This window comes from Streptococcus sp. SM5 (assembly GCF_027497975.1).
Genome location: NZ_JAJNSC010000014.1, coordinates 44,900 through 56,862 on the forward strand (window position 1 = coordinate 44,900; position 11,963 = coordinate 56,862).

At 41.1% G+C, this 11,963-nt stretch carries 10 protein-coding genes and 1 pseudogene; 7 read left to right on the forward strand and 4 right to left on the reverse strand.

Going from position 1 to position 11,963, the window contains the following annotated elements:
• Window positions 1-11: 11 nt before the first annotated feature.
• Window positions 12-2,345 carry a DEAD/DEAH box helicase family protein gene (locus PAN07_RS11080; RefSeq protein WP_265470817.1) on the reverse strand — a complete coding sequence of 778 codons (2,334 nt, stop codon included), beginning with the start codon at window positions 2,343-2,345 and terminating at the stop codon, window positions 12-14.
• A 470-nt stretch (window positions 2,346-2,815) separates the two neighbouring features.
• Here PAN07_RS11080 and PAN07_RS11085 point away from each other — a divergent pair.
• From PAN07_RS11085 to dnaJ, 5 genes and pseudogenes are all read left to right on the forward strand, one after another.
• Window positions 2,816-3,124, forward strand: a pseudogene (locus tag PAN07_RS11085) (DUF2812 domain-containing protein); the annotation flags it as partial.
• A gap of 160 nt (window positions 3,125-3,284) precedes the next feature.
• Window positions 3,285-4,319 (forward strand): heat-inducible transcriptional repressor HrcA, encoded by a 1,035-nt coding sequence (hrcA, locus tag PAN07_RS11090; protein ID WP_269797942.1) that lies wholly within the window; start codon window positions 3,285-3,287, stop codon window positions 4,317-4,319.
• Window positions 4,320-4,345: 26 nt separating this feature from the next.
• On the forward strand, window positions 4,346-4,870 hold the full coding sequence (gene grpE, locus PAN07_RS11095) for a nucleotide exchange factor GrpE (protein ID WP_000046029.1): 525 nt from the start codon (window positions 4,346-4,348) through the stop codon (window positions 4,868-4,870).
• Window positions 4,871-5,239: 369 nt separating this feature from the next.
• A complete protein-coding gene (gene dnaK, locus PAN07_RS11100; protein ID WP_000034661.1) occupies window positions 5,240-7,063 on the forward strand; it encodes a molecular chaperone DnaK in 1,824 nt (607 codons plus the stop codon).
• 474 nt (window positions 7,064-7,537) lie between these two features.
• On the forward strand, window positions 7,538-8,674 hold the full coding sequence (gene dnaJ, locus PAN07_RS11105; RefSeq protein ID WP_001066310.1) for a molecular chaperone DnaJ: 1,137 nt from the start codon (window positions 7,538-7,540) through the stop codon (window positions 8,672-8,674).
• A gap of 280 nt (window positions 8,675-8,954) precedes the next feature.
• Here dnaJ and PAN07_RS11110 read toward each other — a convergent pair whose 3' ends face one another.
• Window positions 8,955-9,242 (reverse strand): hypothetical protein, encoded by a 288-nt coding sequence (locus PAN07_RS11110; RefSeq protein ID WP_000777754.1) that lies wholly within the window; start codon window positions 9,240-9,242, stop codon window positions 8,955-8,957.
• 9 nt (window positions 9,243-9,251) lie between these two features.
• A complete protein-coding gene (locus PAN07_RS11115; protein WP_001278317.1) occupies window positions 9,252-9,662 on the reverse strand; it encodes an HIT family protein in 411 nt (136 codons plus the stop codon).
• 67 nt (window positions 9,663-9,729) lie between these two features.
• Between PAN07_RS11115 and PAN07_RS11120 the strand changes: the two genes are divergently transcribed.
• Window positions 9,730-10,461: an ABC transporter ATP-binding protein gene (locus PAN07_RS11120; protein ID WP_000889953.1), complete on the forward strand. Its 732-nt coding sequence runs from the start codon at window positions 9,730-9,732 to the stop codon at window positions 10,459-10,461.
• A complete protein-coding gene (locus PAN07_RS11125) occupies window positions 10,458-11,507 on the forward strand; it encodes an ABC transporter permease (RefSeq protein WP_247939785.1) in 1,050 nt (349 codons plus the stop codon). Before PAN07_RS11120 ends, PAN07_RS11125 begins: the two co-directional genes overlap by 4 nt.
• A gap of 61 nt (window positions 11,508-11,568) precedes the next feature.
• Here the strand turns inward: PAN07_RS11125 and PAN07_RS11130 are convergent, their stop codons facing one another.
• Window positions 11,569-11,898: a helicase BlpT gene (locus PAN07_RS11130; protein WP_261084168.1), complete on the reverse strand. Its 330-nt coding sequence runs from the start codon at window positions 11,896-11,898 to the stop codon at window positions 11,569-11,571.
• Window positions 11,899-11,963 lie beyond the last annotated feature (65 nt).

Genomic DNA, 11,963 nt, shown 5'->3' on the forward strand with positions numbered 1-11,963 from the left:
CTTTCCTTTCATTAAGCTACTGTAAATAGCTCTTGCTCCAATTCTTTAATTGCTTGTAAATATCGTTTTTTATCTCCAAAATAAGTATTGATGATTTTGAAGGTTCCACCATATATCTGAAATTCTGGAAGTTTTAATGTTTCAATGCTTTCGAGTTCTCCAATACCTTTATCCATGTATTTGTCCAGTAAAATTTCCAAAACAGCACGCGCTTCCTCACTATATTTATATAAATATCCGCTTTGTTTGAGTTTATTGATACGTTCTGTTTTGGTTAATTCTTTTTGACCATAGGCAAGTTTTAGGAGTAAATCAAAATCATCGATTTCTTGTTCTGATATTCCCTCCGACTCTCGAATAGCATCTAGATAAACTCCTTTTTTATAAAGTTCGTCTAAGATAAGCTTCTTTTTATCTGCCGTATGCCAAACTGTAATAAAATCGTTCAAAGTGGCGTAGCTACCTAAGATATTCTTCCGAGTGTAGTCGGTCAGGCTTTCGGTAATCAGTTTCCCGTTTTCGTCCAATACTTGAACAGTCGAATTAAGAATGGTAACCTGCTTATCTCTAACGATATATTTTTCTATTGGGTCACCACCTTCGTTTACAAAACCAGGTGTAGTACCATTATTTGTTTTTGCGCCCGTTTCCAGAACCTTCACTGGTTCACCATCAAAATCAGGGTCAGCAAACAAATTGGTAACATTTCGAAAATCAATAATCGTAAAAAATTCTTTCCCCTTTTGAGGATAAAGACGTGTGCCACGACCAATAATTTGTTTAAATTCAGTCATGGATTGGATATTAGAGTCTAAAACAATCAAACGACATGTTTTAGCATTAACTCCTGTCGTTAATAATTTAGACGTTGTTACAATAGCGGGAAAATTAGAATTGACATCCATAAAGTTATCCAGTTGAGCTTTTCCTTCAGCGTTGTCACCAGTTACTTGCATGACATAACGATAGTCTTCTTGGACTAAGTCTAGATTCTCTTTTACAAGTGCAGCACGCATTCGCTCGGCATGGTCAATATCAACACAAAAAACAATTGTTTTATCAAATCGTGCATTGTTTTGCTTCATATAATCAGAAACAAACTTGGCAACTCTTTGCGTTCTATCATCAATGACAATGGTTTTGTCAAAATCTTTTCTGCCGTAGTACCTATCTTCTATTAATTGTCCGTTAGCATCAACTTTTCCAGTTTCTGGACGATAACCATCCACATCCACATCTAAATTAACCCTCATAACACGATATGGAGCCAAAAAACCATCCTCGATTCCCTGTTTTAAACTATAAGTATAGATTGGTTCACCAAAGTATTCCATATTGGAAGCATTCTTGGTTTCTTTAGGAGTAGCGGTCATCCCAATTTGTGTAGCAGAACTGAAATAATCAATCACTTTACGCCAGTTACTGTCTTCCTTAGCTGAGCCACGGTGCGCTTCATCAATTACGATTAAATCAAAGAAGTCTTTATCAAACTTTTGATAATGTGTTTCAGTTCCATCTTCACCAGTTAGTTGCTGATAAAGTCCTAGATAAATTTCAAAAGAATTTAATTTTTCAGGAGCAGTCAAAAGTTTTGGTGTAATTTTCGTCATTACCTTTTCGAATGGCTTAAAGTCTTCAGCCATCGTTTGGTCTACTAAGATGTTTCTATCCGCTAGGAATAAAACTCGTTTAGCCAAACCAGCTTTTCGAAGGCGATGAATAATTTGAAAAGCCATGAACGTTTTCCCTGTTCCTGTTGCCATCACAAACATTACTCGTTTTTGTCCTCTGGCAACTGTTTCAATAGTACGGTTGATAGCTATTTGCTGATAATAGCGTGGCGTTTTCATTGAGAAGGCGTCTGTATAGTATGGAGTTGAGATAGCTTCTGTAATTTCGTACGTCAATTCTTTTTCCTTCGTCATACGAGAAAATAATTCTTCACGAGTAGGGAATTCGTCTAACTCCAGCTCACGTTCTTCTCTCGTGATACGGTCGTGTTCAATAAAGCCATCACCATTCGAAGAATAAACAAATGGAACATCTAAAATCTCTCCATATTCAATAGCTTGTTGTAATCCTGCTCGAACGCTGTGTTTATTATCCTTTGCCTCAACAATTGCAATTCGAGTTCCAAATTGGTAATACAGTGAATAGTCTGATTTTTTTCCTTCTTTACGACGAGCCTTATCTCCTCTAACCTCAATTCGACCATCAGTGAAGTATTCTTCGTAAGCGATATGCTCACCATTTTTCCATCCTTTGGATACAATAGCAGGAGTGATGAAATTTGCTTTAATATCCTCCTCGCTCATTTCTTTCTTAGACTTTATAAACTCAACCATATTGAACCCTCCGCACTCTAAAAATCTACTTCTCCATAAAATAAACTATCAGAACAAATTATACTTCTATTATATCATACTTATAAAAATACTCTGCTAAATTGTTGAAAATAAGTATACAATATACTTTAGCATCGCGTCAGATTATCTCCGCATAACGCCGCTATTTTTCGCTGTTTTCGGCAGGCGACTTATTATCATTCTACAAGCACTTTCAGTCGGGCTGGTAAGCTATTTTTCAAAAATAAATAATCACATTTAAACATTTTGAAAGTATAAAATATCTACATCAGCCATTCAAAAACTGGTGTAAATTTTACTATAATATTTTGGTTTTGATAAAGATTTTTTTATGTCAAACGGATTTTAACGAGGCGGATGCTTCCTATTTTGCTTCTCTTTTTAGCTCTACTACCGGTTTTCACAAAGTTTGTCACTGGAGGTAGTTCTTTCAGTTGGGAAGTATTTTTGATTTTAGAAATAGAGGTTGGGAATTGATAGGAGCAGGTTCTTGTTCGATTCTTCGTAAATCGTCTTCTGATTTACTTCCAGAGGATCAAGTCTATATGAGTAAAGGGCTCAGATGGGAAGTTATGCAATCTAGACTTCGTTCATGTACAGTTGCTTTCTCAGGTGGTCTTGTTGTTTGTATGAGTTCGTTTAGAGAAGAACTGTCGCAATCTTTCTTTGTCATTTTTGCTCTATATGACATTATGATTTCTTATCTAATCTATGGTTATTTCAGACTAAAAAGGAAATACCAAGTAGATGGAAGGTAGGGTTCTAGGTCTTCAGACTGATTTTTAGCACTCTTGATAAAAGAGTGCTAATTTTTCGAGTTTTTGTCTTGACATTCTCTTTTAAGGGTGTATAATAGAATCATAAGTTAGCACTTGAGTGTGTCGAGTGCTAATCGATCAGGCAGAGAGGAGTGATGAGATGGTTACAGAGCGTCAGCAGGATATTCTAAATCTGATTATTGAAATCTTTACCAAAACGCACGAACCTGTCGGATCCAAAGCCTTGCAAGAGTCTATTAACTCTAGCAGTGCAACCATTCGTAATGACATGGCGGCTCTAGAAAAGCAAGGGTTGCTTGAGAAGGCCCATACTTCAAGTGGTCGGATGCCAAGTGTTGCTGGTTTTCAGTACTATGTAAAACACTCACTGGATTTTGACAGATTGGCTGAAAATGAGGTATATGAGATTGTCAAAGCCTTTGATCAGGAATTCTTCAAATTGGAGGATATTCTGCAAGAGGCTGCTAATCTACTGACAGACTTGAGTGGCTGTACGGTAGTAGCACTGGATGTTGAGCCGAGCAGGCAGCGTTTGACAGCCTTTGATATCGTTGTTTTGGGCCAACATACAGCCTTGGCGGTATTCACCCTAGACGAGTCGCGAACGGTTACCAGTCAGTTTCTGATTCCAAGGAACTTCTTGCAGGAGGATTTGCTGAAACTGAAGAGCATCATTCAGGAACGTTTCCTCGGCCACACCGTTCTAGATATTCACTACAAGATTAGGACGGAGATTCCGCAGATTATCCAGCGTTACTTTACAACAACGGACAATGTCATCGATCTCTTTGAACATATCTTTAAGGAAATGTTCAACGAAAACATTGTGGTGGCGGGCAAGGTTAATCTCTTGAATTTTGCCAATCTAGCAGCCTATCAGTTCTTTGACCAACCGCAAAAGGTGGCTCTGGAGATTCGTGAGGGGTTGCGTGAAGATCAGATGCAAAACGTCCGTGTTGCAGATAGTCAAGAGTCCTGTCTAGCTGACCTAGCGGTGATTAGTAGCAAGTTCCTCATTCCTTATCGGGGAGTTGGAATTCTAGCCATTATCGGTCCAGTCAATCTGGATTACCAACAGCTAATCAACCAAGTCAATGTGGTCAATCGTGTTTTGACTATGAAGTTGACAGATTTTTACCGCTACCTCAGCAGTAATCATTACGAAGTACATTAAAATTGAAATCATTAAAGGAGGCGAAAATGGCCCAAGATATAAAAAATGAAGAAGTAGAAGAAGTCCAAGAAGAGGAAGTTGTGGAAACAGCTGAAGAAACAACTCCTGAAAAGTCTGAGTTGGACTTGGCAAATGAACGTGCGGATGAGTTTGAAAACAAATACCTTCGCGCTCATGCAGAAATGCAAAATATTCAACGCCGTGCCAATGAAGAACGTCAAAACTTGCAACGTTATCGTAGCCAGGACTTGGCAAAAGCGATTCTCCCTTCTTTGGATAACCTAGAGCGTGCACTCGCAGTTGAAGGTTTGACAGATGATGTGAAGAAGGGCTTGGAAATGGTGCAAGAAAGCTTGATTCACGCTTTGAAAGAAGAAGGAATCGAAGAAATCGCAGCTGACGGTGAATTTGACCATAACTACCATATGGCTATCCAAACTCTCCCAGCAGACGATGAACACCCAGCAGATACCATCGCCCAAGTCTTCCAAAAAGGGTACAAACTCCATGACCGCATCCTACGCCCAGCCATGGTAGTGGTTTACAACTAGGCAATTCTGACGGTAGCTAAAGCAACTCGTCAGAAAACGGCAATCGCTATGGCGTTTGTTTAGCCTACTTACAAACTCGTCGTCGAAATAAAATCGATTTGACTCCTAGTGTCGCAATTTACATAATAATAGAAAACTTGTCCGAAACGACAATAAACTATGAAGAAAGATAAGAGGCAAGCCGGAGGCTTGCAAGGAAGATATTTCCCACCGTGGTGAAAGTTTCAGTAGCTTCTGCTACTGAAACAGGGGATTTTTGAGACAATAGGCTCAAAAATAAGTGATGAAATCCCGGAGGGAGTTGCTCACGTCCCCACCACTTAAGGGAAATATCAAAAATAGAAAATTAACTAACAAGGAGAAAAACACATGTCTAAAATTATCGGTATTGACTTAGGTACAACAAACTCAGCAGTAGCAGTTCTTGAAGGAACTGAAAGCAAAATCATCGCAAACCCAGAAGGAAACCGCACAACCCCATCTGTAGTTTCATTCAAAAATGGAGAAATTATCGTTGGTGACGCTGCAAAACGTCAAGCAGTTACAAATCCAGATACAGTCATCTCTATCAAGTCTAAAATGGGAACTTCTGAAAAAGTTTCTGCTAACGGAAAAGAATACACTCCACAAGAAATCTCAGCTATGATTCTTCAATACTTGAAAGGTTATGCTGAAGACTACCTTGGTGAAAAAGTAACTAAAGCAGTTATCACAGTTCCAGCTTACTTCAACGATGCTCAACGTCAAGCGACAAAAGACGCTGGTAAAATCGCTGGTCTTGAAGTAGAACGTATCGTCAACGAACCAACTGCAGCCGCTCTTGCTTACGGTTTGGACAAGACTGATAAAGAAGAAAAAATCTTGGTATTCGACCTTGGTGGTGGTACATTCGACGTATCTATCCTTGAATTGGGTGACGGTGTCTTCGACGTATTGTCAACTGCAGGGGACAACAAACTTGGTGGTGACGACTTTGACCAAAAAATCATTGACCACTTGGTAGCAGAATTCAAGAAAGAAAACGGTATTGACTTGTCTACTGACAAGATGGCAATGCAACGTTTGAAAGATGCAGCTGAAAAAGCGAAGAAAGACCTTTCTGGTGTAACTTCAACTCAAATCAGTTTGCCATTTATCACTGCAGGTGAAGCTGGACCTCTTCACTTGGAAATGACCTTGACTCGTGCGAAATTTGACGATTTGACTCGTGACCTTGTAGAACGTACAAAAGTTCCAGTTCGTCAAGCCCTTTCAGATGCAGGTTTGAGCTTGTCAGAAATCGATGAAGTTATCCTTGTTGGTGGTTCAACTCGTATCCCAGCCGTTGTAGAAGCTGTTAAAGCTGAAACTGGTAAAGAACCAAACAAATCAGTAAACCCTGATGAAGTTGTTGCCATGGGAGCTGCGATCCAAGGTGGTGTCATTACTGGTGATGTTAAAGACGTTGTCCTTCTTGATGTAACACCATTGTCACTTGGTATCGAAACAATGGGTGGTGTCTTCACAAAACTCATCGACCGTAACACAACAATTCCAACATCTAAATCACAAGTCTTCTCAACTGCGGCAGACAACCAACCAGCCGTTGATATCCACGTTCTTCAAGGTGAACGCCCAATGGCAGCAGATAATAAGACTCTTGGACGTTTCCAATTGACAGATATCCCAGCTGCACCTCGTGGAATTCCTCAAATCGAAGTAACATTTGATATCGACAAGAACGGTATCGTGTCTGTTAAGGCTAAAGACCTTGGAACTCAAAAAGAACAAACAATTGTCATCCAATCTAACTCAGGTTTGACTGACGAAGAAATCGACCGCATGATGAAAGATGCAGAAGCTAACGCTGAAGCAGATAAGAAACGTAAAGAAGAAGTTGACCTTCGTAATGAAGTAGACCAAGCTATCTTTGCGACTGAAAAGACTATCAAGGAAACTGAAGGAAAAGGTTTCGACGCAGAACGTGACGCTGCCCAAGCTGCCCTTGATGACCTTAAGAAAGCTCAAGAAGACAATAATTTGGACGACATGAAAGCAAAACTTGAAGCATTGAACGAAAAAGCTCAAGGACTTGCTGTTAAACTCTACGAACAAGCCGCAGCAGCTCAACAAGCTCAAGCAGGAGCAGAAGGCGCACAAGCAACAGGAAACGCAGGCGATGACGTCGTAGACGGAGAGTTTACTGAAAAATAAGATGCAAAGCCCGTTAAAACCTCACAGTGAAAATAGGAAATCTGACGCAGAAACTTTAGTTTCTAGAAAGATTTGTCTTTTTCACCAAGAGGTTAGGGAGTGCTCGATTTAGCATTACTAGTTTGATTTTTAAAACTCGAACGTCGTAATGATAGGAAGAAATCCAGAGGTTGCAACCCAGCCTCTGTTTTTCGGTAAAAAGGGCCTAAACCTGATTTATTTGGGGTTTGTCTCATCAATATGAAATACAGGAATTGAACCCGGCCAAAATCGAGGTTTGATTCAAAATATCAATAGAAAGGAACAGAGGTGTTCAGGGAATTGAACACGGGTTCCCAAATTTATTACTCAATATAAAAGAAAGGAATTGAACCCGACCTAAATTCTCGGAAAAAAGATAAATCTGCCTAGGAGCATCGCTCCAGCGTCAGATTTCCTATTTTTCAGTCGAATTTTACGGTCTTGGTATCTTGTATGAACAATACTGAATTTTATGATCGTCTGGGGGTGTCAAAAAACGCTTCGGCAGACGAAATCAAAAAGGCTTATCGTAAGCTTTCGAAAAAATATCACCCAGATATCAATAAGGAGCCTGGTGCTGAGGAAAAGTACAAGGAAGTTCAGGAAGCTTATGAGACTTTGAGTGACGACCAAAAACGTGCTGCCTATGACCAATACGGTGCTGCTGGAGCCAATGGTGGTTTTGGTGGAGCTGGTGGTTTCGGCGGTTTCGATGGGGCAGGAGGCTTCGGTGGTTTTGAGGATATTTTCTCAAGTTTCTTCGGCGGAGGCGGTGCTTCGCGCAATCCAAATGCTCCTCGTCAGGGGGATGACCTCCAGTATCGTGTGAACTTGACCTTTGAAGAAGCTATTTTTGGAGCTGAAAAAGAGGTTAAATACAATCGTGAAGCAAGCTGTAGTACATGTAATGGCTCAGGTGCTAAGCCAGGAACAAGTCCAGTTACTTGTGGACGCTGTCATGGCGCTGGTGTCATTAACGTCGATACGCAGACTCCGCTTGGTATGATGCGTCGCCAAGTAACCTGTGATGTCTGTCATGGTCGCGGAAAAGAAATCAAAGATCCATGTACAACTTGTCACGGAACAGGTCATGAAAAACAAGCCCATAGTGTACATGTAAAAATCCCTGCTGGTGTGGAAACCGGTCAACAAATTCGCCTAGCAGGCCAAGGTGAAGCAGGCTTTAACGGTGGACCTTATGGTGACTTGTATGTAGTGGTTTCTGTGGAAGCCAGCGACAAGTTTGAACGTGAAGGAACTACTATTTTCTACAATCTCAACCTCAACTTTGTCCAAGCAGCTCTTGGTGACACAGTTGATATCCCAACGGTTCACGGTGATGTTGAATTGGTTATCCCAGAGGGAACTCAGACTGGTAAGAAATTCCGCCTACGTGGCAAGGGAGCTCCGAGTCTTCGTGGTGGTGCAGTTGGTGACCAATACGTTACAGTTAATGTCGTAACACCGACAGGCTTGAACGAACGCCAAAAAGCAGCGCTTAAAGAATTCGCAGCTGCAGGTGATTTAAAAGTCAATCCAAAGAAAAAGGGATTCTTTGACCATATTAAAGATGCCTTTGAAGGAGAATAAAAGTAAAAAGAGCCGTTGGGCTCTTTTTGTTTATAGATTTTTTAAGACTTTTCTTAAGTGATGACGGACGGTAGCGATCTTCTTCGAAGTTCCATACCTAAACTTTGAGCCTAGGTCTCAAAGTTTCCGAACATCTGAAACCAAACTGTTTCAGGTGTTTTCATTACGGCGGAAAATCTTCGATTTAGTTATGAAATGGTGAATGAGTTGCCTAAATTATGATGTATAGTTGATGGGATATAACTTGTTTACCTTTTAAAAAAGAGCAGAGTAGCTCTTTTTACTTATCTTCGATTTCCTGTGTTTCTTTGATCACAGCTAGTCTAGTCTGGATATCTTTTTCCAAGACCTTAAACTTGTAGGTGAGGTCTTCTTGGTATTCCTTGATGAGTTCTTTTTGCTGGTCGATGATTTGCAGGCTGTTTTGGATAATATCTACATCATCCTTGATAGCTTGAACGCGGTCAGTGGTATTCAAGACTTCATCTGTGATGGTTTGGCGATTTTTTGTGACCAGATAACTTCCGGCTGCAGCTCCTGCAAATAGCAGTAGGTTGGATAATTTCATGGCAACTCCTTAGGCGTTTTTGATAGTTTCAGCGACTTGAGCAAGTTTGTCAAAGTCTGGTTCGTGGGCGATAAAATCAATCTTGAGGTCATCGTCCGCACTGTAGCGAGGCACGAGATGAACGTGGGTATGAAAGACTGTTTGACCAGCGATTTCTTCACAGTTGGCAATGATATTCATACCAGCAGCCTTGGTAGCTTTCATGACTTTTTGAGCTACTTTTGGTACTTGGGCAAAGAGTTGGCTGGCGCTAGTAGCATCCATTTCTAAAAGATTGCGATAGTGTTCCTTTGGCACGACCAAGGTGTGTCCTGGTGTCACTTGAGAGATATCAAGAAAGGCAAGAACCTGCTCATCTTCATATACTTTTGAAGCAGGAATTTCCCCTGCAATGATTTTACAAAAAATGCAATCTGACATAAAATCTACCTCTACTGTATTGAATTTTGATATAATATAGCTACATTATACCAGATTTGGAGAAAATATGTTAGAAATTAAAAACCTGACAGGTGGCTATGTTCATGTTCCTGTCTTGAAAGATGTGTCCTTTACTGTTGAAAGTGGGCAGCTGGTCGGTCTGATTGGTCTCAATGGTGCTGGGAAATCGACGACTATTAATGAAATTATCGGTCTGTTAACACCCTATAGTGGTTCTATCAATATCAATGGCTTGACCCTGCAAGAAGATGCGACAAGTTACCGCAAGCAGATTGGCTACATTCCTGAGACACCTAGTCTGTATGAGGAACTGACCCTCAGAGAGCATATCGAAACGGTTGCCATGGCTTATGGTATTGAGCAGAAAGTGGCTTTTGATCGAGTAGAACCTTTATTAAAAATGTTTCGTCTGGATCAGAAATTGGACTGGTTCCCTGTTCATTTTTCAAAAGGGATGAAGCAGAAGGTCATGATTATCTGTGCTTTTGTGGTGGATCCGAGTCTCTTCATCGTGGATGAGCCTTTCCTTGGGCTCGATCCGCTGGCTATTGCAGACTTGATTCAGCTTTTGGAAGTGGAAAAGCAAAAAGGCAAGTCTATTCTCATGAGTACCCACGTGCTGGATTCGGCTGAGAAGATGTGTGATGCCTTTGTCATTCTCCACAAGGGAGAGGTGCGCGCTAAGGGAAATCTCTTGCAACTGCGCGAAGCCTTTGATATGCCTGAGGCTAGTTTGAATGATATTTACTTGGCTCTGACCAAAGAGGAGGACCTATGAAAGACTTGTTTTTAAAGAGAAAGCAGGCTTTTCGTAAGGAGTGTCTTGGTTATTTGCGCTATGTTCTCAATGACCACTTTGTCTTGTTCCTGCTTGTCCTGCTGGGCTTTCTAGCCTACCAGTACAGTCAACTCTTGCAAGACTTTCCTGAAAATCATTGGCCTATCCTTTTATTTGTAGGAATTACGTCTGTTTTACTTTTGCTTTGGGGAGGAATTGCCACCTATATGGAGGCTCCAGACAAGCTCTTTCTCTTAGTCGGAGAAGAGGAAATCAAACTCCATCTCAAGCGTCAAACTGGCGTTTCCCTAGTCTTTTGGCTCTTTGTCCAGACCCTTTTCTTGCTGTTATTTGCGCCTTTATTTTTAGCAATGGGCTATGGCTTGCCTGTTTTTCTGGTCTATGTGCTTTTATTGGGAGTAGGTAAATATTTCCTCTTTCGTCAAAAGGCCAGCAAATTTTTCACTGAAACTGGACTGGACTGGGACTATGTCATTTCCCAAGAAAGCAAGCGTAAGCAAGTCTTGCTTCGTTTCTTTGCCCTCTTTACGCAGGTCAAGGGAATTTCAAACAGCATTAAGCGTCGTGCCTATCTGGACTTTATCCTAAAGGTTGTTCAGAAGGTGCCTGGGAAGATTTGGCAAAATCTCTATCTGCGTTCTTATCTGCGAAATGGAGACCTCTTTGCCCTCAGTCTCCGTCTGCTCCTACTTTCCTTGCTGGCGCAGGTCTTTATCGAGCAAGCTTGGATTGCGACAGCAGTGGTGGTTCTCTTTAACTACCTCTTGCTCTTCCAGTTGCTGGCCCTCTATCATGCCTTTGACTACCAGTATTTGACCCAACTCTTTCCACTGGACAAGGGGCAAAAGGAAAAAGGCTTGCAGGCGGTAGTCCGAGGATTGACCAGTTTGGTCTTAGTAGTGGAATTAGTTGTTGGGTTGATTACCTTCCAAGAAAAACTAGCCCTTCTAGCCTTACTGGGAGCTGGTTTGGTTTTACTAGTCTTGTACCTACCTTATCAGGTCAAACGTCAGATGCAGGACTAACATTGTCTATATGACACTAAAAAAGAAGTTGAGTTCAGTTTGTCTCAGCTTCTTTTATTTTCTACAAGAGAATGGTTGGACCGTAGAGACTTAACTTGGTCTTGACTTGGTCAAAGTGGAAGCGGTCATAGGCCCGCCAAGCGGCGCGAGTAGGAGCATCTGGATCAAGAGCGCTGAGTCCCATGAGAAGACTGGAAGTCTGGTAAAATTTTTCCAGTTCAATCAAGACTCGATTATCGACTGTCTCAGTCTTGGCTAGAAAACCAAGAATAGAGTTTAATTGCTCCTGAAAGCGGACGTCGTCAGCGGTTGCCTGTTTGCATGCTTGGTAGGCTTTGTTTAAGTCAGTAATCAAAGTCTGAGCTCTTTTGATAGGGTCTGTATCTGTCATGAGAATTCCTCCTTTAATCTGGGTGCCAGTCTTGATTCTAGCAACTGTGTTTTGATACTGTCAGT

Bases quoted from the DNA above. Each gene is read 5' to 3' on its own strand.
- dnaJ (WP_001066310.1), top strand. From the start codon at position 7,538: ATGAACAATACTGAATTTTATGATCGTCTGGGGGTGTCAAAAAACGCT.
- PAN07_RS11130 (WP_261084168.1), bottom strand. From the start codon at position 11,898: ATGACAGATACAGACCCTATCAAAAGAGCTCAGACTTTGATTACTGAC.
- dnaK (WP_000034661.1), top strand. From the start codon at position 5,240: ATGTCTAAAATTATCGGTATTGACTTAGGTACAACAAACTCAGCAGTA.
- PAN07_RS11120 (WP_000889953.1), top strand. From the start codon at position 9,730: ATGTTAGAAATTAAAAACCTGACAGGTGGCTATGTTCATGTTCCTGTC.
- PAN07_RS11080 (WP_265470817.1), bottom strand. From the start codon at position 2,345: ATGGTTGAGTTTATAAAGTCTAAGAAAGAAATGAGCGAGGAGGATATT.
- PAN07_RS11115 (WP_001278317.1), bottom strand. From the start codon at position 9,662: ATGTCAGATTGCATTTTTTGTAAAATCATTGCAGGGGAAATTCCTGCT.
- PAN07_RS11125 (WP_247939785.1), top strand. From the start codon at position 10,458: ATGAAAGACTTGTTTTTAAAGAGAAAGCAGGCTTTTCGTAAGGAGTGT.
- grpE (WP_000046029.1), top strand. From the start codon at position 4,346: ATGGCCCAAGATATAAAAAATGAAGAAGTAGAAGAAGTCCAAGAAGAG.
- hrcA (WP_269797942.1), top strand. From the start codon at position 3,285: ATGGTTACAGAGCGTCAGCAGGATATTCTAAATCTGATTATTGAAATC.
- PAN07_RS11110 (WP_000777754.1), bottom strand. From the start codon at position 9,242: ATGAAATTATCCAACCTACTGCTATTTGCAGGAGCTGCAGCCGGAAGT.